The following is a 26999-nucleotide window of genomic DNA, read 5'->3' on the forward strand; positions in this document are numbered from 1 at the left end:
GTGAAAGCATGAGCTCTTCTTCTGTAAAAGAGAAATTTCAAGTTTCCCCTTTTTTTGTGTTTTTTCTCATCAATGCCAATCAAGTAGGTGTTGGCATTTTAAACTTTCAAACGAATCTTGTTCGATCTATGAATAATGATGGGTGGATCGCCATTCTTATTTCTGGCATCAGCGTTAATGTAATGATCTTTCTGATTTACTTGATGTTTAAAAAGGCTCCTTCGGATGAATTTGGTGTTATAACGCAATACGTATTTGGTAAATGGATAGGGCAATTATTTAACATTCTCTATATCTTATATTTCGCTTCTTTGTCATTGACGGTTCTCATCCATTATATGGACGTGATCCATGTATGGCTGTTTAAAGAAATTCCTGGCCTATTGTTTGCGTCTGTACTGCTGCTGCTTGTGTATTACATTCATACTGGCGGCTTTAGAACCATTGCTGGATGGGCATTTTTTAGTATTGTACTAACGTACTGGATGACGTTTATTTGTTTTTATGCCATGAAATATAGTCACATTCGTTTCATGTTTCCCATGTTTGATCATACATTTTCGCAGCTGTTGATGGGAGTGAAAGATGCCTCCTTATCTATGTTTGGTTTTGGCACGCTGCTTGTCTATTATCCCTTTATTAAGCAAGCTCAGACGTCTCAAAAATTTGCTCATATGGGCGCTTTATTCACGACATGCTTAAATTTACTCGTCTTTCTCGTCTCCATTGCGTATTACTCAAGTGCTCAACTCAAATTAACAAAATGGCCGACGTTAACGTTAACAAGCATTGTGAAGCTTCCGTTTATCCAGCGCTTTGAATTTATTGAAGTGTCTCTCTGGTTGCTTTTAATCATTCCAAATATCTCGATTCCATTATGGGCTGCGAGCCGAATGGCAAAACAAATGTTTCATACGAGTCAGCGCGTGACTGTCTGCGTCCTCAGCATTCTGATTTTGATCATGTTCTCGTTTTTTGCCGGCGCCACTTCTTTTGAAGCTTTTAATCAATGGGTGGAATATATCGGATACTTTCTTGTCTATGGATTGATTGTTTGTATAGTCATTGGGCTGATGCTGAAAAAAAGGTGGGTGAAAAAACGAGCATGAAACAGTATGTACTCATGGGTCTTATGTTATTTAGTCTTTTGTTAACTAGCTGTGCACAGCCTCGCCTTTTAGATGAATTAAATATCTCTCAGGCGGCAGGATTTGATTTAGTGGAAAATGGCGAAATGAAGGGTTTTTTTGTCTTCCCTGTTTTTAAAAATGAAGAGCAAGGAAGTTATCAAATATTAAGTGCGAGGTCAAACACGATTAGTAATATCCAGTTTCTTGTATCAGAAAAATCACCTTTCCCGGTGGTCATGGGCCAGATGCTTGTTATTTTAGTGAGTGAAAAATTAGCAAAAGAAGTCGGCATGATTGATTTAATGAATTATATTTATCGTGATCCTATTATTGGTTCACGACAGGTGTTTGCGATTGTAGGCGGAGAAGTTGAAGACTTATTATATACAAAAATGAACCAAACAAATTTAAATATAGGTGTGTATCTCTCTGATCTATTAGCCCAAAATATGCGAAATGGCAATGAGCCTGTGACCAATCAACATATTTTTATGAATCAGATGATGGCAAAAGGGGTCGATGCTTACCTCCCTTACATCAAGAAAACAAGCAATGCTATCAAGGTCTCAGGCGTTGCTCTGTTTGATCAAGAGAAAATGGTCGGTCATATTCCAGGAGAAGACACGTTCACATTTAAAGCGATGATTGAAAATCATAAAAATGGTATCTACGAGTTTCAATTGCATGATCGAACAAAGACCCATGTCGTCCTTGAAAATATCAAATCACATGTGTCCTACCAGATCAAACCAACGAATCACCTAACAAAAAAGCCTCATATCACGATTGATATCAAGCTAAAAGGTGAATTAAAAGAATTCATGAAGTCCAAAAAAATTGATATCCCGAATATATTGGACCAAGTCGAAAAAGAAGTGGGAAAACGTGTCGCTCAGCAAGGACAAGACCTTGTTCAGTCCTTTAAAGAGCAACATATTGATCCACTTGGGCTAGGTTTGAGGTATAGATCAAAAGACAAAGCCATGACACCCGAAAAATGGCAGGAAATCTATCCTGATGCAGATGTACAAATTAAATGCCATATGAAAATTGTGCAAACCGGTGTCAGTCAATAAATGAGATAAAAAGCATTATTCAAAGATGTCTTGTTTGTTGTTTAGTATGTTAGACACGTTCTTTTTGACTCGTGGAACGCGATCTTTTTCCTGATAATCATTTAATATGCTCTCCACTTCACTCTTGTCCGTTTCAAGGATTTTAGGCGAAAATTGTTCTAAAAAGTCCGCTTTATTTCCTTTAGCACAGTTTGCCATTGTATCAAGTGCAATTGTGCTGAATGGCCTTCCTTTGCTTAGCCATGCTTTCATTCTACTCCAGGTTGGACAGCTTACGGCTGCCAGCCTTCCCCATTGTTCGTGAAAATGGGTGCAAGTGATCTCCATCCAATCTAACACTTTGTCAGAGCGGAAACGGTGCAGGCAGATAAAAGCAGCTGTCGGTAATTCTTTTTCACTGATCGATTTCATTTTTTCTATCACCTGTTGTAAGCCCTCATTTGCTGGCAAACTGCTGGCTGCTGCCCATGAAAGAGGATAAAGAAATGTTTCGTCAGCCTCACCCAAAAGTTCCCTTATCCACCCGGCGGCGGAAGGACCTAATACATCAGCTGCAATTTCGATCATTCGTGATTTCACTTCGACATGATTGGTTCCATAAAACCGGCTTAGAACAGCATCCAAGAGCTTTTGCTCATCGTGCTGTTTCAGAGCATCGATCACATCATTCTCAAGAAACCATCTAGTGATTGAAAAGTTTAATAAAGACGCCAAATTATACCTAACGTCTTGTAAGATAGGTGCTTTATCATCTTTGGTGACGACTACATCAACCTCTAATTGGAAAGCCTGTCCGCCCTCTCCATAAAAGTCATCGTGCAGTAAGAATTGTTTAGGAGAGTGGATGACCGCTAAATTGTACCATTCTAAAGGTCGTAAGGAATACGTGACTAGTCTCCTATGACATAGATGGCATAATTGATAAGGCTGATTCGGTTCATCAGTTTCTTCTATCACGTTCACGTCGTTTTTTTGACAGGCTTCACATGAGACAGCTTTTTCCACTCCATTCACTTCCTTTTATTGCATATGTATGGTCGTTGATACTTGTTATGATTTAAGCATGTGAAAAGAAGATAATGTTCTAATCTTCATCCTTTACATCTGGATCTTCAGGAATCGGTTCATTTAAGATCTCTTGGACGAGCTCTTTGTATTGTTCAAGCTGCTTCATATGCGTTTGAAACTGCCCTTGATAAATTAGATATGATTCGCCGTCAAAAACGAAGCGGATCTTCTTTTGCTGGATTAATTTTTCAATATACGCTTCAGATACTTCTAAGTATTCAGCTGTTTCTTCGATTGTTAAATACATGTTTACACCACCCGTTCGTTTCATCTCACAAATTATATCACGAGCTGCTAGTAAAACGGATGTAGCCTATTCATATTTTTTAACTAATGACGCCCTTTCTATCTTCACATAACAAGTGTATATCAAGTTAAATCGTCCAGATGCCAGCAAATATGGTATGATAAAATCTGCTAGACAAGAGTTTGTGGCGGGGAATTTAGGCATTTATCAAGTGTCTTCCAGTTTAGATGTGATGAGCTGTCAGCCCGTGCTAGCATCTATAGAAAGCATACTCATGAGAAAAGAAAAACAAGCATAGGCTTTTATAAGGATGCTTGAAGAAAATAAGTCATTAAAGGCAGAGTGAAATGAATGGGAACCTTTTTTAATGAAATTTTAACCTGGCTGACAAGCCTTGGTTACGTAGGAGTTGCGCTTGGTTTGATGATTGAAATCATTCCGAGCGAAATTGTTCTTGCCTATGGCGGATATATGGTGTCAACAGGAACAATCGGTTTTGTTGGAGCTGTGATCGCTGGCGTTATCGGAGGTACACTCGCTCAATGTTTTATTTACTGGATCGGACTTTATGGCGGAAGACCTTTTTTAGCAAAATACGGAAAATACTTATTCATCCATGAACATCATATCGCAACTGCAGAGCGATGGTTTGACCGATATGGAACCGGTGTGGTATTTACAGCGCGATTTATTCCTGTTGTGCGCCATGCCATCTCCATTCCAGCGGGTATTGCCAAAATGCCTTTTTTGAAATTTGTTCTCTTGACCGGATTAGCTGCCATCCCTTGGTCTATCTTGTTTATTTATCTTGGCATGCAACTCGGGACAAAATGGGATCACATTCAAAGTGTTGCTCACGCTTATACAACCCCTATTATGGCCATTGCGATCGTCCTGATCATTCTCTATTTTTTCCTCAAAAAAATTCGTACGAACCGAAAACGGACAATCTAACGAAAACGCCTTTCACTAAATCAGTGAAAGGCGTTTTTTCTATGAGTGTAAGGATTGTTTTTTCATATATTGGGATAATTCCATAATCATTGCACCCATTCTCTCAAGTGATGGGGCAAGAATCCGGTCGATTCCCTCTTCTTTTAAAGCTTCTGCTGTGACTTTTCCGACAGCCACTGCCAGTACGTGCTGCCCGAATAGCTCTTGGAGTTCTTCTTTTCTGCCCCATTTTGCCGCTAGTGCGAAAAAGGCGTGCACCTGAACAGCAGTTGTAAAACAGACAGCTTGAACCTTTCCATCTTTCATTTCTTGAAGCAATGTTTCTGCGGCTTCTGGTTCAGGTGGTGTGTGCTGATAAGGTAAAAGCGGCAAAACATCTGCCCCTTTGTCATGTAAAAATCGGATGAGAGCTGGTGCATTTTCCCCGTGAAGCTGCACCATGACGCGTTTGCCTCGAAACTCTTTATCTTCAAGCTTTGAGATCAAGTCACGAACTGTTCCATCTTCATCAGAAACGTCTGGGTGAATCCCGCGTTTTTTAAGTGCAGCAAAGGTTTTGTACCCTCTTGAAGCAATGTGAGCATTTGATAAAATTTTCATAAATGCTTCGCCTAGATGAAGCTCTTCTGCACTTTCAATTAATGTATCTGTCCCTATACCCGTTGTTAAAATCACCCAATCTGCGCCTTGCTTCACAAATGTTTCAATGTCTGGCTTTAACTCCTCTTTGGCTAAAAATACGGTTCCTTGAAGAGAACGAATAACGGCTTGTCCCCCTTGTTTTTCGACAAGTGTACGCATTTCTTCTGTTTTTCTCGTTCCACAAATAGCAATCGTTTTTCCAGCTAAGCCTTTACTCATTTTATCCCTCTTTTTCTATCACATTTGATATGTATTAAATATAGATTTATTTGGAAGACGTTGCAAGTGTCTACTAAAAAAGAGCTTGACGTTTCGAGCGAATTCGAGTATCTTTTGTAAGTGCAAATTGTAGGAGGTCATTATGGAAAAACAGAATGTTCAAGCTATTCGATTATCAATTGCAGACCCAACACCACTTGGTTTGTTTGGTTTAGCAATGGTGACGCTCGTTGCGTCCTCACAAAAACTAGGAATTACAGATGGCACTTCCCTTATTTTACCTTGGGCTATCTTCCTTGGAGGGATTGCGCAGCTAATTGCGTCCATACAAGATTCAAAACATCATAATATTTTTGGAGCCACTGCCTTCGGCGCATTCGGTCTTTTTTGGATGGGTGTTGGAGCAACTTGGCTCATTCAAGCTGGCGTTTTTGGGAAAACGCTTGCGGAAGCAGCAGATCCTAAACAACTAGGTTTTGCGTTTATCGGTTATTTGATTTTCAGCTTGTTTATGACAATTGGTGCAATGGAAACACATAAGGTACTATTTTTGATTTTCGTCTTTATTGATTTCTTATTCCTTGGTCTTTCCCTTAGCTCATTTGGTGTGATGTACGATGTGACTCATACCATTGCTGGTATTGCAGAATTGATCATTTCTCTGCTTTCGTTTTATGGTTCAGCAGCAGTTGTGCTCAATACTCATTTTGGCCGTACTGTGCTACCAATTGGACAACCATTTCGTATTTTTACAAAGGCATAAATAAAAAAGAACTGCTTTGCGCAGTTCTTTTTTATGTTTATTTTTCTTGTGCTTCGTGGAAGATCTCTCCGATGATTTCATACGAGCGCATTCTTTCTTGATGGTCAAACATGTCAGAATTAATCATCACTTCGTCTGCTTGAGTAGCTTCTATAAAGGCTTCCAATTCTTTTTTCACCTTTTCTTTATCCCCGATCATGGTTGAACTTAATTGTTCATCCACCATTGCCTTTTCATACGGACTCCAAAGGCCGTCCATGCTGTCAACAGGCGCTTTGAGTTTCCCTGGAGTATTTCGAATGAGACTCAAGAATCGCTGATAATGTGAAGTGGCCAAATATTCAGCCCGCTCTGTTTGATCTGCAGCAAAGACCGTCACACCTACCATAGCATATGGCTCTTTTAACACATCAGAAGGTCTAAATGACTGTCTATACAACTCTAGAGCAGGGATTGTATTTTTAGGTGAGAAATGTGCCGCAAAGGCAAATGGCAATCCAAGCTCTCCTGCAAGCCTTGCGCTAAAACCGCTTGAACCAAGGAGCCAAATCGGAATGTCTAGACCCTCTCCTGGAACGGCTCTTACATGCTTTTTCACCTGACCGGTTGGTTTGAAATATTGTTGAAGTTCTTCAAGCTGCTCGGGAAAATCTTCTCCGTTATGAAGATTACGTCTAAGCGCTCTTGCCGTTAACTGATCTGTTCCTGGTGCTCTGCCAAGACCTAAATCAATTCTCCCCGGATACAATGTCTCAAGTGTCCCAAATTGTTCAGCAATGACAAGTGAAGAGTGATTTGGGAGCATAATTCCCCCAGATCCTACTCGAATTTTTTCGGTTCCTCCAGCAATATATCCAATTAAGACGGACGTTGCAGAGCTCGCAACACCTTCCATGTTATGGTGTTCTGCTAGCCAGTATCTATGATAACCCCACTTCTCCGCCTTTTTTGCTAAATCCATACTATGTTCAAAAGATTCCTTAATGGTGCCTCCTTCTGTCACAGAGGATAAATTTAAAACGGAATAGGCTGTGCGCTGTAAAACTGATTGACTCATAAATGATGTCCCCATTTCTGTCAAAAATCATACTAGTTTCATACTTTCAACACCATAACATAAAACGATTTAATTTTTAAATCATTTGATTCGATGAACTTCGAACTAAAAAATATCATTTAGCTCAATTCCGCTTTTTAAATTTCTACATAGAATAAAATATTAACTTTTAGGAGATGGGGAATTTGTATAATCAGTACGATAACAAATGTCCCTTTTGCGGAAAAAAGCATGATTGGAAACCTCACTACAGAAAATCTCGTCACGATAGACCTCTATTTGATGATTGCCTTCTTCTGAAACGAGAATGTAAAAAGAAAAAAGTTGTTAAACATCACAGCAGTTGTGCTAAAGCAAAAGGACGGAAAAAAACAAATAATAAGATTGTAAAAAGAGGTCCTACCGGGGCTGCTGGTCCTACTGGTGTAACCGGAAATACCGGACCTACTGGTGCAACTGGTGTAACTGGAGATACCGGACCTACTGGTGCAGGATTAACAGGAATTGAAACGTTTGATCCGGTAGTCAGTCCTACTTACCAAGTAGGGCAAGTAGTGACCTTTAATGGCAGTACGTATGTAGTAAATACTGCACCACCGTCAGGTACACCAGATACTTCCCCAGACTACACATTACTGGCTGCAGAAGGATCAACTGGCGCCACTGGAGTTACTGGTGTAACTGGAGATACCGGTCCTACTGGAGTTACTGGTGTAACTGGTCCAACGGGACCAACTGGTGCCACTGGTGATACCGGAGCCACCGGCGTAGGCTTAACGGGTGTCATCGCATTTGATCCAGCAGTGGCTCCAACGTATCCAGTAGGTCAAGTAGTGACGTATCCAGTAGGCCAAGTGGTGATGGATGAAAGAGGAACTATACTCGTCGATACGGGACTGCCAACAGCAACGTATCTCGTTAACACGGCACCACCAACCGGCACGCCAGATACGTCTCCAGATTATACGTTGTTGGCAGCAGCAGGTGCAACAGGAACGACCGGAGTAACCGGAGATACTGGTGCCACTGGAGTTACTGGGGCTACTGGAGATACCGGTCCTACTGGTGCCACTGGAGTTACTGGAGATACCGGTTCTACTGGTGCCACTGGAGTTACTGGGGCTACTGGTGTAACTGGTGATACCGGACCTACTGGAGTTACTGGTGCCACTGGAGATACTGGTCCTACTGGTGCCACTGGTGTAACCGGAGATACTGGTGCCACTGGAGTTACTGGTGTAACCGGAGATACTGGTCCTACTGGTGCCACTGGTGTAACTGGTGATACCGGACCTACTGGTGCCACTGGTGTAACTGGAGATACCGGACCTACTGGAGTTACTGGTGCCACTGGAGATACCGGTTCTACTGGTGCCACTGGTGTAACTGGAGATACTGGTCCAACGGGACCAACTGGTGCCACTGGAGTTACTGGTGTAACCGGAGATACTGGTGCCACTGGAGTTACTGGTGTAACCGGAGCTACTGGTCCTACTGGTGCCACTGGTGTAACTGGAGATACCGGACCTACTGGTGCCACTGGTGTAACTGGAGCTACCGGTCCTACTGGAGTTACTGGTGTAACCGGAGCTACTGGTCCTACTGGTGCCACTGGTGTAACTGGAGATACTGGTCCAACGGGACCAACTGGGGCTACTGGAGCTACCGGTTCTACTGGTGCCACTGGTGTAACTGGAGATACCGGTCCTACTGGAGTTACTGGGGCTACTGGAGCTACCGGACCTACTGGTGCCACTGGTGTAACTGGAGATACCGGTCCTACTGGAGTTACTGGGGCTACTGGTGTAACCGGAGATACCGGACCTACTGGAGCTACTGGTGTAACCGGAGCTACCGGTTCTACTGGTGCCACTGGTGTAACTGGAGATACCGGTCCTACTGGAGTTACTGGGGCTACTGGTGTAACCGGAGATACCAGACCTACTGGAGCTACTGGTGTAACCGGAGATACCGGTTCTACTGGTGCCACTGGTGTAACTGGTGATACCGGACCTACTGGAGTTACTGGTGTAACTGGTGATACCGGACCTACTGGAGTTACTGGTGTAACTGGTGATACCGGACCTACTGGAGTTACTGGTGTAACTGGTGATACCGGACCTACTGGAGTTACTGGTGTAACTGGTGTAACTGGTGATACTGGTGATACTGGTGCCACTGGTGTAACTGGAGATACCAGTTCTACTGGTGCCACTGGAGATACCGGTTCTACTGGTTCTACTGGTGCCACTGGAGATACTGGTCCAACGGGACCAACTGGGGCCACTGGAGTTACTGGTGTAACCGGAGATACTGGTGCCACTGGAGTTACTGGGGCTACTGGAGCTACCGGTTCTACTGGTGCCACTGGAGTTACTGGGGCTACTGGTGTAACTGGAGATACCGGTCCTACTGGAGTTACTGGGGCTACTGGTGTAACCGGAGATACCGGACCTACTGGAGCTACTGGTGTAACCGGAGCTACCGGTTCTACTGGTGCCACTGGTGTAACTGGAGATACCGGTCCTACTGGAGTTACTGGGGCTACTGGTGTAACCGGAGATACCGGACCTACTGGAGCTACTGGTGAAACCGGAGATACCGGTTCTACTGGTGCCACTGGTGTAACTGGTGATACCGGACCTACTGGAGTTACTGGTGTAACTGGTGATACCGGACCTACTGGAGTTACTGGTGTAACTGGAGATACTGGTCCAACGGGACCAACTGGTGCCACTGGAGATACCGGTTCTACTGGTGCCACTGGAGTTACTGGTGTAACCGGAGATACCGGTCCTACTGGTGCCACTGGAGTTACTGGTGTAACCGGAGATACTGGTCCTACTGGTGCCACTGGTGCCACTGGTGTAACTGGAGATACTGGTCCAACGGGACCAACTGGGGCCACTGGAGTTACTGGTGTAACCGGAGATACTGGTGCCACTGGAGTTACTGGGGCTACTGGAGCTACCGGTTCTACTGGTGCCACTGGTGTAACTGGAGATACTGGTCCTACTGGAGTTACTGGGGCTACTGGAGATACCGGTTCTACTGGTGCCACTGGAGTTACTGGGGCTACTGGTGTAACTGGAGATACCGGTCCTACTGGAGTTACTGGGGCTACTGGTGTAACCGGAGATACCGGACCTACTGGAGCTACTGGTGTAACCGGAGATACCGGTTCTACTGGTGCCACTGGTGTAACTGGAGATACCGGTCCTACTGGAGTTACTGGGGCTACTGGTGTAACCGGAGATACCGGACCTACTGGAGCTACTGGTGTAACCGGAGATACCGGTTCTACTGGTGCCACTGGTGTAACTGGTGATACTGGTGATACTGGTGTAACTGGTGCCACTGGTGTAACTGGAGATACTGGTCCAACGGGACCAACTGGGGCCACTGGAGTTACTGGTGTAACCGGAGATACTGGTGCCACTGGAGTTACTGGGGCTACTGGAGCTACCGGTTCTACTGGTGCCACTGGTGTAACTGGAGATACTGGTCCAACGGGACCAACTGGGGCCACTGGAGTTACTGGTGTAACCGGAGATACTGGTGCCACTGGAGTTACTGGGGCTACTGGAGCTACCGGTTCTACTGGTGCCACTGGTGTAACTGGAGCTACCGGTCCTACTGGAGTTACTGGGGCTACTGGAGCTACCGGTCCTACTGGTGCCACTGGTGTAACTGGTGATACCGGACCTACTGGAGTTACTGGTGTAACTGGTGATACTGGTGCCACTGGAGTTACTGGGGCTACTGGAGATACTGGTGATACTGGTGCCACTGGAGTTACTGGGGCTACTGGAGATACTGGAGCTACTGGTGTAACCGGAGATACTGGTGCCACTGGTGTAACTGGTGATACCGGACCTACTGGAGTTACTGGTGTAACTGGTGATACTGGTGCCACTGGAGTTACTGGGGCTACTGGAGCTACCGGTTCTACTGGTGCCACTGGTGTAACTGGAGCTACCGGTCCTACTGGAGTTACTGGGGCTACTGGAGCTACCGGTCCTACTGGTGCCACTGGTGTAACTGGAGCTACCGGTCCTACTGGAGTTACTGGGGCTACTGGTGTAACCGGAGATACCGGACCTACTGGAGCTACTGGTGTAACCGGAGATACTGGTGCCACTGGGGCTACTGGGGCTACTGGTGTAACCGGAGATACTGGTGCCACTGGTGTAACTGGTGATACCGGACCTACTGGAGTTACTGGTGTAACTGGTGATACCGGACCTACTGGAGTTACTGGTGTAACTGGGGCTACTGGAGATACTGGTGCTACTGGAGATACTGGAGCTACTGGAGCTACTGGTGTAACCGGAGATACTGGTGCCACTGGAGTTACTGGGGCTACTGGAGATACCGGTCCTACTGGTGCCACTGGTGTAACTGGTGATACCGGACCTACTGGAGTTACTGGTGTAACTGGTGATACTGGTGCCACTGGAGTTACTGGGGCTACTGGTGCTACTGGAGCTACTGGTGTAACCGGAGATACTGGTGCCACTGGAGTTACTGGGGCTACTGGAGCTACCGGTCCTACTGGTGACACTGGAGTTACTGGTGTAACCGGAGCTACCGGTCCTACTGGTGCCACTGGAGTTACTGGTGCTACTGGTGCTACTGGTGTAACCGGAGATACTGGTGCCACTGGAGTTACTGGGGCTACTGGAGCTACCGGTCCTACTGGAGTTACTGGTGTAACCGGAGCTACCGGTCCTACTGGTGCCACTGGAGTTACTGGTGTAACCGGAGATACTGGTCCTACTGGTGCCACTGGAGTTACTGGTGTAACCGGAGATACTGGTCCTACTGGTGCCACTGGAGTTACTGGTGTAACCGGAGATACTGGTGCCACTGGAGTTACTGGTGTAACCGGAGATACTGGTGCCACTGGAGTTACTGGGGCTACTGGAGCTACCGGTCCTACTGGTGCCACTGGAGTTACTGGTGTAACCGGAGCTACCGGTCCTACTGGAGTTACTGGGGCTACTGGAGCTACCGGTCCTACTGGTGCCACTGGTGTAACTGGAGCTACCGGTCCTACTGGAGTTACTGGGGCTACTGGTGTAACCGGAGATACTGGTGCCACTGGAGTTACTGGGGCTACTGGTGTAACCGGAGATACTGGTGCCACTGGTGTAACTGGTGATACCGGACCTACTGGAGTTACTGGTGTAACTGGTGATACCGGACCTACTGGAGTTACTGGTGTAACTGGGGCTACTGGAGATACTGGTGCTACTGGTGCTACTGGAGCTACTGGAGCTACTGGTGTAACCGGAGATACTGGTGCCACTGGTGTAACTGGTGATACCGGTCCTACTGGAGATACCGGACCTACTGGAGCTACTGGTGCTACTGGAGATACCGGTTCTACTGGTGTAACTGGTGATACCGGACCTACTGGAGTTACTGGTGCCACTGGTGTAACTGGTGATACCGGTCCTACTGGTGCAACTGGAGCCACTGGACCAACCTCACAAATTTTCTTTGACCAAACAGCAACACAGCAGCAAGTATTTCCTCCGTTGAATTCAGAAATAACAGTACTCACTTTTACAGTTCCTGTAACAAGTGGTCAAAGAGTAAAGATTGACATATCAGTAGATATTGTAGCTAACAATACAGCGAATTATAGTATAAGTGGAAATACTCGATTAAGGAGAAACGGAACATTGTTAACAGAAGTTCCTTTCTCTAGATCAGGATCAGGCGCAGGGGCACAAAGCTTTATAGTTTCCACCACTTACGTTGATACTGTAACTAGTACGGGTAATAATGTATATACTGTTAATATCATTATTACAGCACAGTCAAATATAACAATAGTTAACGCAGTTACTCGAGCTGCAAATGGTGTAAGATATGTATAAACAAAACGCATAAAGGCTGTCGAGAAAATCTCGACACCTTTATTTTTTTCCTTAAAGTTCCCATTCCCCCGTTTTATAATAGAGAAAAGCATACTAAAGGAAGGTGTTTTTCTCATGTTCCACACTAGAAATTTTTCTCAGCACGAAGCCGAATTGTATTGCTAGATCAACTGGTCGAACCTCTTCTTTTATGTTTAAGGAATTTTTTCCGTGTACATCTCGATCTTCTTGGATTGTTTCTTCTAAATCATTTATATAGTTCTGGGTACCTTGGTCAAACGTTTTTCTCGTATATTTATGTTTATTGACATTGGCTTTAAGATTAGTTGAATCAATCATCTGTCTGACTCTGGAAAAGAGCTATATCAAAAAAGAAAAGAAAAAATTGAGCGAAGCTTTGCAGATTTAAAAACAACTGCACGTGCTTCGCTACTGCCCTCTGGGGGGAAACAAAACGTGAGTGAGCAAGTTCTTCTTACAGTTGCGTGCCAGAACATGAAGAAGATTGCCACACTCCTAGCGAAGCTAGATTAGGTGTGTGGGAGGCCTTACTTACACTAAGCATAAAAAAATTGTAGAAAAACATGAGTTTCTCTACAATCTGGTAAAGTTTTATCAGCCTTTCTTTTTTTATGTCTTCTATTATGTTTATACAGTGTTCAATATCATTAGATTGCAAGAGGTGAAAAATAGATTGGATGACGGTAAACTCTAAATTCCACCATTCTAATAACTGAAGTTTTTCGATGATTTCAGATGAAAATCGGTATTTCATGAGCTGCTGCGGATTTCCAGCGGCAATTGCATATGGTGGCACATCTTTTGTGATCACACTATTTGCTCCGATTACTGCTCCGTTCCCTATACATACTCCTGACATAATCGTCGCGCCATATCCAATCCATACGTCGTGCCCTATGTGTACATCTCCTTTCGATTTGGGATGTCCTTTAATGTGGGCAGCTTCCTTGAAAATTTGATTAAACGGATACGTTGTGACCCAATCTGTACGGTGTTCACCGCCAAGGAAAATTTTCACTTCGTTTGCGATGGAACAAAACTTTCCGATGTTTAATGTTGTTCCTTCCCCCCATGTCAGCACTTGGAAATCTGGTCCGGCATAAGAAAAATCACCGATATTGTACGAACTCAATTCACTTCTTTGATTCAAATACATAGAAGATCAGACCTCCTTAAAAGTGATAGATCTTCGTATGTATATGCTGCTTCACACTCTTACATTATGACTGCACAAGCGCTACAATCTGTTTTTTCTTCCATACGAGCTTATAGTAGCCGTATTGAAGGAGTAAGTTCACAAAGAAAGCTGCAGGATAGCCAATCCAGATGCCTTTAATGCCAAGAGATGTGTAATGCGATAGCACATAAGCGACTGGTACTTCTACAAGCCAAATGGAACAAATACTAAAGATCGTTGGCCATAGCACTGTTCCACTTGCTCTCATCGTTGCTGCAACAATTTGGGCAGTTCCAAAAATAAGATAGCTCCATAATGTAATGACGACTAAGCTATAGGCAATGTCAATCGTCTTAGAATCTGTTAAAAAGATAGATAAAATCTGCGGTGCAAAAAGATAAACGATGATAATGATGAACCCGCCTATGGCAAAATTGAGCCCCAGCCCAATTTTTATTACATCTTTCAGCCGATTGATATTCCCTGCACCGATGAATTGTGCTGCAAAGATAGAGACTGCAATACCAAGGCTCACCGCCGGCATCTGCACATAGCTCACAACTTGATTGACAACACCATAGGCAGCAGTCGCCTGTGATCCATAATCATTGACAAAAGAAATAACAGCAATTTCTGATAAAGAAATAAGAATCATATTAATGCTCGATGGAATGCTGAGCTTTAACAGCGTTTTAAGTAGATCCCCTTTCATTAATAAATGCTTTCTAACCGATGCATCGATGCGAAGCGGGTGCTTTGTTTTATATAAGTAGAATTGTAGAATGATAAATGTCACAATGGTTGATATCACAGAAGCATACGCAGCGCCGTATAAACCGAATGCCGGCAGTCCTAGCCAGCCAAATAATAAAATAGGCAGCATTAAAATATTCGTTGCTGTACTAATCATTAAGAAATAAAAAGGTGTTTTTGAATCCCCTGTTCCTCGAAGAAAGGTCGTGTAAACAAAATAAAGAAATAAGATCGGCATTGAAATGAATAGAATTCTAGCATATGCGGCACTTTCCGCCACAATATTAGCGGGTGTTCCCATGAGATTTAGAATGTCAGTTGCAAAAAAACCTCCAATGATTGCTAAAGAAAGTCCGATTAAAAAAGTGAATGAAAGCGTTGTACCAATAATTTCTTTTAATCTTTGTTCATTTTTGGCTCCATACGCTTGTCCAATAAGGATTGAACTTCCTGATCCAATCCCAATGGAAAAAGAAACGAGTAAAAAGAAAAGCGGAAAGAATGCAGAAATTGCAGCTACTGCATCCTCTCCTATCCATCTACCAACAAGGACGATGGAGACAAGCTGTCCGATTGATTGCAATATATTGCTAAGCAAAAGCGGGACGAGAAAAATGGACATGGTTTTTACTAAAGATTGATTATTATCTAACGTCATGATGGTTCTCCTTCTCTATCTAAAGATCCTCAGCTAAAATGCTGACAATGTGGTCTTCTATCTCTTTTCCTTTTTCGTCGTCTACAAGATGATTTAACAAAATGGAAAAAGCGAGCGTCTTTCCGCTCTTCGTGTCAATATAACCAGAAAGTGTACTGACTGTAGTTAATGAGCCTGTTTTTGCACGTACTTTTTTTAGTGTTGCAGGTTCTTTTAATCTGTTCCTTAACGTCCCCCCTACCATTCGGTCACTTGCCCCTGCTAACGGAAGCGAATGTTCATAAGTCTTAAACCATTTTTCCTTTTGAATGTTTGTTAAAAATAACGTAAGCTGGTTGGCAGAAATAAGGTTAATAGGTGATATACCTGACCCATCTCGCAGCACTGCATGAGATGGATCGATGCCGAATGCAGGAAGCCGTTCATTCATCACATCCAGTCCAGCATCAAAGCTCCCTTTGTTCTTGACTTGTTTTCCAAGTTCCTTCAGCAGCATTTCTGCATGGGTATTGTTGCTGAGTTTCATCATGGGAACAAGGAGCTCTGATAAAGGCATCGATGAATGGGTGGCCATTTTTTTGGCTTTTTTAGGAACTTGTTTTATTTTAAGCGGTCCTTTTACTTGAATCCCTTCCGCCTTTAACGCTCGCTTCATTAAATCTAACGCATAAGAGGTTGGCTCCCATAATGCTACCCATTGCCTAGATGAACTGGCTTTAACCGGAATGGTTCCAGTCAAAGTAATCTTGTTGGTGCCGTGAGAGCGATCAAAAGAAATTTTCTTTTTTCCGCCTTCTCTTACGGTTTTAACTTGATTCATAACTTGAGTCACTGAAGTCTTCGGGATGATGTTGTAGGTCGCTTTTTGCCCTTCTTTTTTGCCTGGCTTTACTTCGAGAATGACGGTTCCAGCATCATAATCTTGATTTGGTGAAGCCGTGAGAGCAGAGATTTGTGCTCCGTAATATTGATCCTCATCACTCCATGGCAAATCAATTGAATATCTCGTGTCATCATACCATGTATCGTCTGCTGCAAGCTGTCCGCGAATCGTATGTATTCCGGCCTTTTTCACTTGTTTGGCGAGTGCTGTAAAATCCTCTTCTAATAAAGTCGGATCTCCAGTACCACGAAGATACAGATTACCATGTAACGTTTTCTTATGAATAGAACCATCTATCCAGATGTCTGTAGGAAATGTGTGTGTTTCTCCAAGTATATCAAGAGCGATGGCTGATGTGAGCAGTTTCATATTAGAAGCAGGAGTAAGACGAATATCGGCTTGATGTTCATAAAGAAGAGAGGTGTCAGAAGTATCGCGGACGCTGATGCCGGTGATTGCGCCCTCTAAATCAGGTGCTGCTCGGATGAATTCATCCAAAGCCGTCACCCAAGGCAGTGAATCATCGCGAGCTGTAAGATGTTCTTCTTTTGCTGAAAAAGAGAGAAATAAAATCGACAGGATACATATTTGTAAAAACAAGATTTGTGAAAAGCGCTTCACACAATCCCTCCTTTTTTGTCGCAGCCAATTTTAGAAGAATATGTTCATTATACACAAAAGAACGTTTGTTCTCAAAGGTTTTTTAAACAGAAAAATCAGCTTTCTTTGACGAAAACTGACAAGCTCTTTACCTTTTTTCTGGGTTCCAGCCATCGGTTCCGCCAAGAACAGCTTGCACCGTGATTTGACTCGCTTCGTTTTTCGTTAAAATACTGGACCATTTTACACGGTTTGTTGCGTTGCCTCCCGCCCCAGTCGATCCGTATTCTTTATATCTTGCTGTTCTTTCGTTATCCCGGTTATTCCAATTATGCCATCCCTCTGCTTTTATATGATCATCCATTTTTGTATGGAGGAATGTGACAGCGGAATGAGGCCTCCACGGGCGTCCCAAATAAACTGATTGAGTAGCTGTCGTCCCCTTCTTCAACGTAGAATCAATGAATACATAGCCATACTTTTGCGCTTCTGTTGTGGATGCTGCAGTAATATACCCATTTCCAAGACTTTTTATTTCAGCTCTTTTGAACACTGCTGTGGCTGATCCAAAAATAAAATCGACCGTGCCCTCGATATAGCAGTTTTCATAATATTGCCGGCCTGTACCTGTTGCATAAAGTGTATCCTGATAGCCTAAAACCCGTATTTGTTTAAACACAGCCCGGTCGCCAGACACGTACAGTGCAACTGCCTGACCAGCATGTCTGCCAGCTGTATTTTGAAAGGTGATATTTTCTGCATAAAAATCGTTCGCACGAATCATTGTGCTTGAGCTATTTGTTGTGCTGCCAGTACTTGCATTTGTATCATCATACGTCAAAATCGTCTTGTACTGATTTTCGCCTACAAAGGACACGTGCGGTTTATTTTGCGGAAGCAGAATTTTTTCTTTATACACACCATTTTTAATATAGATCGTTATCTGTTGTTGATTGTTCGCTGGAATGGCATCAATGGCAGACTGAACGGTTCGAAACGGAGCATTTCCCTTTTGGTCGACCACAAGAACGCGGTTTGTTTGGTTCTGATGTCCAGCTGCTTGAAGTGAAGCTGAGTCAAAAAGAAATAAAGACAAGACGAATATAAACCATATCTTTCCATACTTCATCACACATCTCCTCCTCTTTGTGAACGTTTTCATTCAAACATTCTTTTTGATCCTATTCATGATACGCACAAAAAAACACCCACTTATTGATGTGATGGATGTTTTTTAGACTTTTCATATTTCATTGCATACATCCCTTCATTTTCAATCCATTCACAAAATAGAACGTCTCGATAGGAAGAAATATGCTGCTTTTTTAATTGCTCACTCAGCCATGTTTCATCAAAGCCGGCTTCTTGTAAATCTTCTTTTAAAATTTCACCGTCAATAATAAACGTTCTAGGCAACTTGACTTCTTTTCCCTTCACGTTCACATCTTCTGCGGTGGCTGTTGCGTATTTCATTTTCGGAAGCACGCTCACCGAGCCGTCTGTTTCCAAAATGGCATATTCAATTTCATTCAGAGCAAAATGACCCTTCGCGCGAATCAGTGTTTGCAGCTGATTGATATCCAGCATATTTCTCTTCAAGCGATTGTAGCGAATCTTCCCTTGATCAATGACAAGCGTAGGTCTTCCTTCTAAAAAGGCTCGAATACCTTTAAAGCGTTGTGAAAGCAATTCAACTGTATAAATGAGAACGCCCCATACCGCCACAGCAAATAAAATGTGCTGAATCTTAACCTCTGGATCAAAAATGGCATTTCCGACCATTTCACCTAAAATCAGTGCAGAAATAAAATCAAACGGCGTGATTTGTGCAAACTGTGTTTTCCCTAATAATTTTGTAATAATAAACAAGGCGAAAAACCCGATAAAGAGTTCAATCAATATACTAAGAAACGGCACAAAGATTCCTTCCTTTCTTGCTGCATTTACATACAGCATATACATGAAAGGAAGGATTTAAACTACTTAAGAAGGCAATGAAATAAAGATCTCGTTCCCTCGATCAATGTTGCATACGTTTTGACTCAACCTTGATCAGGTGCTTGAGTGTTCCCTCATTTTGACTGACTGGTTCTTCCCACACAGCTGTCTCAAAAACAAATAAATCACCAGCTACAAAAAGCATAAAAAGCCATGACCACTCTTGGGTCATGGCTTTTCAGATTGTAGAGAAACTCATGTTTTTCTACAATCTTTTTTATTTTTAGCGTAAGTATGATGGATGAAAATTAATGAAAAAGGCTTCCCACACACCTAGCCTAGCTTCGCTAGGTGTGTGGCAATCTTTTTCATGTTCTGGCACGCAGCTGTGAGGAGAACTTGCTCACTCACGTTTTGTTTTCCCCTCAACCGGCAGTAGCGAAGCCCATGCAGTTGTTTTGAATCTGCAAAGCTTCGCTCTATTTTTTCTTTTCTTTTTTTATATAGCTCTTTTCCAGAGACAGTTAACCGATTCTGTCTGATCTTTTCTTTATGTTCTTCCCATATGTGTCTTGAGATGACCTTTTGATGATTTTTCGACCTTGTGCATCTTTCAAGGAAAGGACACGATGCACATTTTTTAGGATCTGATTTGTAGAATCGATAACCTTTTCGATCAGTTGTCGTATATAAAAGCTTCTCACCCTGTGGGCATATGTAATGATCATGTTCAGAATCATACTGAAATTTCCACTTCTCAAATAACCCTCTTGTTGGATGAAAACGTCTATGGGCAATGACACCAAAAACATGTCGATCAGATAAACCTTTACAGATTGGTGTTGTCAAATAACCTGAATCAAGCGCAACAGCTTCTACTTGAAAACCAAATCGTGCGATTTGGTGATCTAATCGATCAAGATACGGGACAGAATCATGGACATTTCCAGGTGTGACATGAGCATCAGTGATGATATTGTACTTCATATCCGTTGTACGATGATCTAGATAGAAAAAGCCTTCTGGCTTGTTTTCGCGATATAGATAGCCACTTTCAGGATCAGTCATACTTTGACGAATGTCTTTTTCTGTTTTCACCTCCTCTTTTACCTTTAAGAGCTTTTTTCCATGTGCCACCCGATCTTCTTGGACTGCTTCTTCTAAATCATTGATATAGTTCTGGGTATCTTGTTCAATCGTTTTTCTCGTATATTTATGTTTATTAGCATTGGCTTTAAGATGAGTTGAATCAGTAAAAAGAACGCGACCTCCTACCATATCATGATTGATAGCTTGAAGCACAATCTCATCGAAAATGTCTTGAAAAATCGTTGTATTTTTAAATCGAGTACGACGATTCCAACTAATAGTGGAGTGATGGGGAACGGGATCATTGATGTTCAAACCTAAAAACCATCTATACGCCATGTTATAGTAAATTTCTTTTTCGAGTTGTCTTTCAGAACGGATACCGTACAGGTATCCGATAAACATCATTTTGAACAAAATAAGCGGATCAAGAGAAGGACGACCTTTATTTTCACTATAATAGGGTTTTACTTTATCTACGATAAATGAAAAATCAATGTATTGATCAATTTTACGAAGCAGGTGATCCTCTTCGACCAGTTGATCTAGCAATACAAATTCGGCTTCGTGCTGAGAAGAATTTCTAGTGTGGAACATGAGAAAAAACACCTTCCTTAAGTGGGTTTTTCTCTATTATAAAATGAGGAGATGGAAAGTTTAAGGGGAAAAATAAAGCTGTCGAGATTTTCTCGACAGCCTGAAAAGCCATGACCACTCTTGGATCATGGCTTTTCTTTATATGTGTAAACACCCTTTGTTTGACCTATTTTGGTAGAACCGAACTCCCCATTAAATATCGGTCTACCTCGTGCGCCACCTGTCTGCCTTCGTTAATCGCCCAGACAATCAAGCTTTGCCCGCGTCTTGCATCTCCCGCTGCAAATACGCCTTCTACATTTGTTGTATATTCCCCATACTTTGCGTCAATGCGATTGTTTTTGCTGTCCACGCCAAAGTGTTTCACGAGTGGCTGTTCAGTTCCCTCAAACCCAATTGCAATAAAGACTAGCTGAGCCGGCCATACCTTCTCTGTCCCTGGAATCTCATGAAATTCAAACTTCCCATGTTCGTTTTTCACTTTTTCCATTTGAATGGTATGAAGCTCTTTTAATTTCCCATTTTTGTCCCCCACAATTTTTGTGGTTTGAATAGAATATTGGCGCGGATCTGCTCCGAATTTTGCTTGCGCTTCTTCATAAGCATAATCCAGTGAGAAGACGTAAGGCTGTTCAGGCCACATGTTATCCCCTACACGTGTATCCGGAAGTTTCGGATGCTTCCCGAACTGAACAACACTTTTTGCTTTTTGGCGAAGTGCAGTTGCAACGCAGTCCGCACCTGTATCTCCCCCGCCAATCACAATGACGTCTTTTCCTTTAGCATCAATAAAGTTTTTGTCTTTAAATCCTGAATCAAGCATGCTTTTTGTTGCGAGGGTTAAATAATCCATCGCAAGGTGAATCCCTTTAGCTTCCCGGCCTTCAATCAACAGGTCACGCTGCTTTTGTGCACCCGTACAAAGGATGACCGCATCAAACTGTTCTTTCAGTTCATCAGCCGTGACATCAACGCCGATTTCTGTGTTTGTCACAAAGTCGATGCCTTCTTGTCTTAACAGTTTGACTCTTCGCTCCACCACTTCTTTGTCCAGCTTCATGTTTGGAATGCCATATGTCAGCAGTCCGCCAAGGCGGTCAGATCGTTCAAACACTGTGACCGCATGGCCTGCTTGGTTTAATTGATCAGCACTAGCAAGTCCTGCTGGTCCTGAGCCGACAATGGCAATCTTCTTGCCTGAACGGCTTGAAGGGATTCTCGGTGTGATCCATCCATTTTCAAAGCCTTTATCAATAATCGTTCGTTCGATATTTTTAATCGAAACAGCTGGATCATTGATGGCGACTGTACATGACCCTTCGCAAGGCGCTGGACATACTCTCCCAGTAAATTCAGGAAAATTATTTGTTTTTTGCAATCTCTCAAGCGCTTCTTTCCATCTCCCGCGATACACAAGATCATTCCATTCTGGAATCAAATTGTAGATCGGGCAACCTGACACGCCGCCCCTGATTTCCATGCCAATTTGACAAAACGGTGTTCCGCAATCCATACATCTAGCGCCCTGCTTCTTCAATACGTCATCTGTATAAGGAGCTGAATATTCTTTCCAGTCATTTTGACGAGTGAGAGGGTCACGTTCATTTGGCTTTTCTCTTTTATAATCCATAAAACCTGTTGCTTTGCCCATTGTCCTCTCCCCTTTCTTAATGAGCGAGGGCTGCTTTTTGCCCGCTTGCCGTTTCTTGATTTTTCGGTTTTGTGTTTGCTTCAAAGGCGAACATGACAGCTTCTTCATGGCTGAGACCCGCTTGTTTTTGCTCTTCAATGCTTTGAAGCATCATTTTGTAATTTCTCGGAATAACCTTGATGAATTGATCCTTTTCTTGCGCCCAGTTTTCAAGAAGTGCTGATGCTTTTGAGCTGTTTGTATAATGAAGGTGCTCTTGAATCAGCTGCTTCACTTCTTGTTCTTCATCGTGATCTGTGAGCTTTTCAAACATGATCATTTCCATGTTGCACATTCTTTTGAACTGTTTCGCATCGGATGTATGGACGTAAGCTACGCCGCCAGACATGCCTGCGCCGAAGTTTTTCCCGGCATCTCCTAAAATGACGACACGTCCGCCAGTCATGTATTCACAGCCATGATCACCGATTCCCTCCACGACCACCTGCACACCTGAATTACGAACAGCAAAGCGCTCACCTGCACGCCCGTTAATAAAGGCTTTTCCACTTGTCGCTCCGTAAAATGCGACGTTTCCGACAATGACGTTTTCATGTCCATTTTGTACAAACTGATCAGATGTTTTGACCGCAATTTTCCCTCCAGAAAGCCCTTTGCCGATATAGTCATTTGAATCACCTATTAAATAGAGAGACATGCCCTTTGGCACAAATGCACCAAAGCTTTGTCCTGCGGAACCAGTGAACCTTAGTGTGATCGTATCCTCTGGTAAACCTTCTTCCCCGTAGCGCTTAGACACTTCACTTCCAGTAATGGTTCCGGCCACACGGTTGATATTGCGAATATTCAAAGATAGATCAACCGGTGTTTGATGATTCAGCGCTTCCTGTACATAAGGGAGGATTTCATTCATATCCAGTGATTCATCAATTTTATGATTTTGCGGCGTTCTAAATGTACGAGCTCCTTCTGGCTGATAAAGCAGTGTTTCAAGATTTAACTGTCCTGCTTTCCAGTGTGCTTTTGCTCGTTCACTCACTGCTAGAACGTCCGTGCGTCCAATTAATTCATCCATTGATGTAAAGCCAAGTTCCGCTAAGATTTCTCTTACTTCCTCTGCGATAAACATCATGAAATTCACAATGTGATCAGGGTTCCCCATGAATTTTTTACGAAGCTCTGGATTTTGTGTTGCGACGCCGACCGGGCAAGTATCTAAATGACATGCTCTCATCATCACACACCCTAATACAACAAGTGGAGCTGTTGCAAAGCCGTATTCTTCTGCTCCTAAAATCGCAGCCATGACAACGTCGCGGCCAGTCATTAACTTTCCGTCCGTTTCCAGAACGACTCTCTCGCGAAGGCCGTTTAATACAAGGGTTTGATGCGCCTCTGCCAAACCGAGTTCCCAAGGAAGTCCTGTGTGTTTAATACTCGTTTTCGGTGAAGCCCCTGTTCCGCCGTCATAACCACTAATGACGATTACGTCCGCCGTTCCTTTCGCGACACCTGCTGCAATCGTACCAACGCCCGCTTTAGATACAAGCTTGACACTGATGCGTGCTTCACGATTCGCGTTTTTCAAATCATGGATCAGCTGCGCTAAATCCTCGATAGAATAAATATCATGATGCGGCGGTGGTGAAATCAATCCGACGCCTGGTGTAGAACCACGCACATCGGCGACCCAAGGGTATACTTTATTTCCTGGCAGCTGTCCACCTTCTCCAGGTTTTGCTCCCTGCGCCATTTTAATTTGCAGTTCATCTGCATTGACCAAATAATGACTCTTTACGCCAAAGCGGCCGGAAGCGATTTGTTTAATCGCACTTCTGCGATCATCGCCGTGCTCATCCACTGTAAAACGTGCAGGATCTTCTCCGCCTTCTCCGCTGTTACTTTTACCGCCAATTCGGTTCATGGCAATCGCAAGCGCTTCGTGCGCTTCTTTACTTAATGATCCAAATGACATGGCACCTGTCTTGAATCGGCGCACAATGGATTCAGCAGATTCAACGTCTTCTAGACGAACGGGCTTTTGTTTTGGCTGAAAGGCAAATAAATTTCGAAGGAAGCCAATTCTTTCTTCGTCGGCTGCCTTTGTATATTGCCTAAATAGATCGTAATCTTCATTGCGGCATGCCCACTGAAGCGTATGGATCGTTTTTGGGTTAAAAGCATGGTGCTCTCCATTTTTTCTCCATTGGAATTCACTGCCTGATTCGAGTGTTTGGTCAGTTGCTGCCTGATACCCTGCTTCATGACGGAGTTTTGCTTCCTGCGCAATGGTATCAAGATCAATCCCGCCCAGCTGAGAAGCTGTTCCCGTGAAATATGCTTGAATGACGTCCTCACTAATACCGACGGCTTCAAAGATTTGCGCTCCTCTATAGCTTTGCACAGTAGAGATTCCTACTTTAGACATGACTTTGACGACACCTTCAGTTACGCTCTTACCAAACTTTGTGACTGCTTCATCAAAGCTGAAAGAGATTGCTTCGTCTGCAATCAATTGTTTGTACGTTTCATAAACAAGGTAAGGATGGATCGCATCTGCTCCATAGCCAATCAGTGCTGCAAAATGATGAACCTCTCTGACTTCTCCAGATTCAACAATCAGACTCACCTTTGTCCGTAAGCCTTGACGCACAAGATGCTGATGCAGTGCACTTAGCGCTAGAAGTGGTGGAATTGGCACTTTTTGTTCTGTCATGTCACGATCTGAAAGAATTAATAAAGATACCCCTTCGCGGATCGCTTTTTCCGCCTCTTCAAACATCGCATCCAGCCCACGCTTTATATCATCGGTGAAAAGAGTATGAATCGTTTTACTTTTAAAGGCATTATGAACAATCGTTTTCAAGCCGTTAAACTGTCCGCTCGTTAAGACCGGTGTATACAGTTTAATTCGTCGGCAGGAATATTCGTTTGGATGTAAAATATCTCCTTCAGCACCTAACCACGTCATCGTAGATGTCACAAGCTGCTCACGAATGGCATCAATCGGCGGGTTCGTCACCTGTGCAAACAGCTGCTTGAAATAATAAAACAGAGACTGCGCACGATCTGATAACACAGCAAGTGGTGTATCACTTCCCATTGAACCGATTGGGTCCTTGCCTTCCTCTAGTAAAGGAATTAAATACTTTTGAATGTCTTCGTACGTGTAATGGAACGCACGCTGACGAGTCAATAAATCATCCATTATACTAGAATTTTCTGAATTTTCTTCTGAGCGATTGACATGAACCATTTCTTCATCAAGCCATTTTTGATAAGGAAGTTCATTCGCAATGGTTGATTTTACTTCTTCGTCAGAAATCATTCGACCTTCTTCTAAATCAATTAGCAGCATTTTTCCAGGCTCAAGACGGTCTTTATATTTAATATCTTCTTCATTTGTGTCGATCACGCCGACCTCAGAAGAGAAAATGATATGATCATCATTTGTAACGTAATATCTGGCCGGTCTTAGCCCGTTTCGATCTAAGATGGCTCCGATTTGTTTGCCATCTGTAAAAGAAATGGCTGTTGGTCCATCCCACGGCTCCATGAGAGAGCTATGGTATTCATAAAATGCCCGCTTCTCTTTTGACATGTGCGTGTTTTCAGTCCAAGGCTCTGGAATTAGCATCATGGCTGTATGAGCAGGTGTACGGCCTGCAAGCACAAAGAATTCAAAGGCGTTATCAAGAATGGATGAATCACTTCCGTCTGCATTCAGCACTGGCAAAATCTTCTCTAGATCGTCTCCGAAAGCTTCAGATACGAATTGTTGTTCTCTCGCTCTCATCCAATTGATGTTTCCTCTTAATGTGTTGATTTCACCGTTGTGAATTAAGTAACGGTTTGGATGAGCTCTTTCCCATGTAGGAAATGTATTTGTACTAAATCTTGAATGAACAAGTGAAAATGCAGAAACAAATGTTTCATCCTGAAGATCAAGATAAAAAGCATCGACTTGATCTGATGTTAAAAGCCCCTTGTAAACAATCGTTTGACTCGACAGGCTGACAAAGTAAAATTGTTTTTCCTCTGATGTTCCCCAGTTCTCAGCCTGCTTACGAATGACATATAATTTTCTTTCAAATGACAAACGATCTGTGATTTTGTCGTTTGCCCCGATAAAGACTTGCCTCACAACCGGACAGCTCTTTGCTGCGACAGTCCCAATTTTCTCGGCATCGATAGGGACTGTTCTCCAGCCAATTAATGTTTGACCTTCTTGCTTAATGAACCCGTTGATTTTTTGCTCGATGGCTTGACGCGTTTTCTCGTCATCCTCTTTTGAAAAGAAGACCATCCCTACCCCGTAACGGCCCTTTTCAGGAAGTGCAAAGTCTTTGCAGTTTTTTCTAAAGAAAGCGTCTGGCAGTTGTACCATTAAGCCGGCACCATCACCTGTATACGGATCACTGCCTTGCCCGCCGCGGTGATCAAGCTGGCATAGCATTTGTAATCCCTTTTTGACGATGCTATGTGTCGCTTCCCCTTTTAAATGAGCGTACAGTCCGATTCCACATGCATCATGTTCAAATTCAGGACGGTAGAGACCTTGTGGTTGTGGTAGTTGATTATAAGTCAT

General features: G+C 43.3%; 18 protein-coding genes and 1 pseudogene. 6 read left to right on the forward strand and 13 right to left on the reverse strand.

Annotated elements, in window-relative coordinates; genetic code table 11:
- The first annotated feature begins 8 nt into the window (after window positions 1–8).
- The gene (locus tag C5695_RS09485) at window positions 9–1109 is read left to right on the forward strand and encodes a GerAB/ArcD/ProY family transporter (RefSeq protein WP_117730518.1); all 1101 of its coding nucleotides are present in this window, start codon (window positions 9–11) and stop codon (window positions 1107–1109) included.
- Complete coding sequence (locus tag C5695_RS09490) at window positions 1106–2206, forward strand: Ger(x)C family spore germination protein (RefSeq protein ID WP_117730519.1); 1101 nt, start codon at window positions 1106–1108, stop codon at window positions 2204–2206. Before C5695_RS09485 ends, C5695_RS09490 begins: the two co-directional genes overlap by 4 nt.
- A 15-nt stretch (window positions 2207–2221) precedes the next feature.
- Here C5695_RS09490 and C5695_RS09495 read toward each other — a convergent pair whose 3' ends face one another.
- Both C5695_RS09495 and C5695_RS09500 read right to left on the reverse strand, forming a co-directional pair.
- Window positions 2222–3211 (reverse strand): hypothetical protein, encoded by a 990-nt coding sequence (locus C5695_RS09495; RefSeq protein WP_117730520.1) that lies wholly within the window; start codon window positions 3209–3211, stop codon window positions 2222–2224.
- A gap of 79 nt (window positions 3212–3290) precedes the next feature.
- Window positions 3291–3521, reverse strand: a complete 231-nt coding sequence (locus C5695_RS09500) for an excisionase family DNA-binding protein (RefSeq protein WP_050944821.1) — start codon at window positions 3519–3521, stop codon at window positions 3291–3293.
- Window positions 3522–3872: 351 nt separating this feature from the next.
- Here C5695_RS09500 and C5695_RS09505 point away from each other — a divergent pair, with 351 nt between their 5' ends.
- The gene (locus C5695_RS09505; RefSeq protein WP_117730521.1) at window positions 3873–4475 is read left to right on the forward strand and encodes an undecaprenyl phosphate transporter UptA; all 603 of its coding nucleotides are present in this window, start codon (window positions 3873–3875) and stop codon (window positions 4473–4475) included.
- A gap of 39 nt (window positions 4476–4514) precedes the next feature.
- Here the strand turns inward: C5695_RS09505 and C5695_RS09510 are convergent, their stop codons facing one another.
- Window positions 4515–5336, reverse strand: a complete 822-nt coding sequence (locus C5695_RS09510; RefSeq protein ID WP_117730522.1) for a uroporphyrinogen-III synthase — start codon at window positions 5334–5336, stop codon at window positions 4515–4517.
- 142 nt (window positions 5337–5478) lie between these two features.
- Between C5695_RS09510 and C5695_RS09515 the strand changes: the two genes are divergently transcribed.
- Entirely contained in the window at window positions 5479–6099 is a 621-nt protein-coding gene (locus C5695_RS09515; protein ID WP_117730523.1) for an acetate uptake transporter, read from the forward strand.
- Window positions 6100–6136: 37 nt separating this feature from the next.
- On the opposite strand, the gene C5695_RS09520 is transcribed toward C5695_RS09515, so the two are convergent.
- The gene (locus C5695_RS09520; RefSeq protein WP_117730524.1) at window positions 6137–7156 is read right to left on the reverse strand and encodes an LLM class flavin-dependent oxidoreductase; all 1020 of its coding nucleotides are present in this window, start codon (window positions 7154–7156) and stop codon (window positions 6137–6139) included.
- Window positions 7157–7332: 176 nt separating this feature from the next.
- Here C5695_RS09520 and C5695_RS09525 point away from each other — a divergent pair, with 176 nt between their 5' ends.
- Window positions 7333–13044, forward strand: coding sequence for a beta strand repeat-containing protein (locus C5695_RS09525; RefSeq protein WP_117730525.1), 5712 nt, complete (start codon window positions 7333–7335; stop codon window positions 13042–13044).
- 93 nt (window positions 13045–13137) lie between these two features.
- Here the strand turns inward: C5695_RS09525 and C5695_RS20470 are convergent, their stop codons facing one another.
- Complete coding sequence (locus C5695_RS20470; RefSeq protein ID WP_117730526.1) at window positions 13138–13383, reverse strand: hypothetical protein; 246 nt, start codon at window positions 13381–13383, stop codon at window positions 13138–13140.
- A 45-nt stretch (window positions 13384–13428) separates the two neighbouring features.
- Here C5695_RS20470 and C5695_RS09530 point away from each other — a divergent pair, with 45 nt between their 5' ends.
- The gene (locus tag C5695_RS09530; RefSeq protein ID WP_410369229.1) at window positions 13429–13578 is read left to right on the forward strand and encodes a hypothetical protein; all 150 of its coding nucleotides are present in this window, start codon (window positions 13429–13431) and stop codon (window positions 13576–13578) included.
- Between the two features lie 124 nt (window positions 13579–13702).
- Here the strand turns inward: C5695_RS09530 and C5695_RS09535 are convergent.
- The 8 genes and pseudogenes from C5695_RS09535 to gltB form a co-directional block, all read right to left on the reverse strand.
- Window positions 13703–14221: pseudogene (locus C5695_RS09535) on the reverse strand (CatB-related O-acetyltransferase); the annotation flags it as partial.
- 64 nt (window positions 14222–14285) lie between these two features.
- A complete protein-coding gene (locus C5695_RS09540; RefSeq protein WP_117730527.1) occupies window positions 14286–15653 on the reverse strand; it encodes an MATE family efflux transporter in 1368 nt (455 codons plus the stop codon).
- 19 nt (window positions 15654–15672) lie between these two features.
- Window positions 15673–17157: a D-alanyl-D-alanine carboxypeptidase/D-alanyl-D-alanine endopeptidase gene (gene dacB, locus C5695_RS09545; protein ID WP_117730528.1), complete on the reverse strand. Its 1485-nt coding sequence runs from the start codon at window positions 17155–17157 to the stop codon at window positions 15673–15675.
- Between the two features lie 127 nt (window positions 17158–17284).
- On the reverse strand, window positions 17285–18265 hold the full coding sequence (locus C5695_RS09550; RefSeq protein ID WP_117730529.1) for a pectinesterase family protein: 981 nt from the start codon (window positions 18263–18265) through the stop codon (window positions 17285–17287).
- Between the two features lie 83 nt (window positions 18266–18348).
- Entirely contained in the window at window positions 18349–19092 is a 744-nt protein-coding gene (locus C5695_RS09555) for a DUF421 domain-containing protein (protein WP_187441899.1), read from the reverse strand.
- Window positions 19093–19407: 315 nt separating this feature from the next.
- On the reverse strand, window positions 19408–20760 hold the full coding sequence (locus C5695_RS09560; protein ID WP_117729417.1) for an IS1182 family transposase: 1353 nt from the start codon (window positions 20758–20760) through the stop codon (window positions 19408–19410).
- Between the two features lie 166 nt (window positions 20761–20926).
- Window positions 20927–22411 (reverse strand): glutamate synthase small subunit, encoded by a 1485-nt coding sequence (gene gltD, locus C5695_RS09565; protein WP_117730530.1) that lies wholly within the window; start codon window positions 22409–22411, stop codon window positions 20927–20929.
- Between the two features lie 16 nt (window positions 22412–22427).
- Entirely contained in the window at window positions 22428–26999 is a 4572-nt protein-coding gene (gene gltB, locus C5695_RS09570; RefSeq protein WP_117730531.1) for a glutamate synthase large subunit, read from the reverse strand.

It is taken from the genome of Bacillus pumilus (assembly GCF_003431975.1).
GTDB classification, from domain to species: Bacteria; Bacillota; Bacilli; order Bacillales; family Bacillaceae; genus Bacillus; species Bacillus pumilus_N.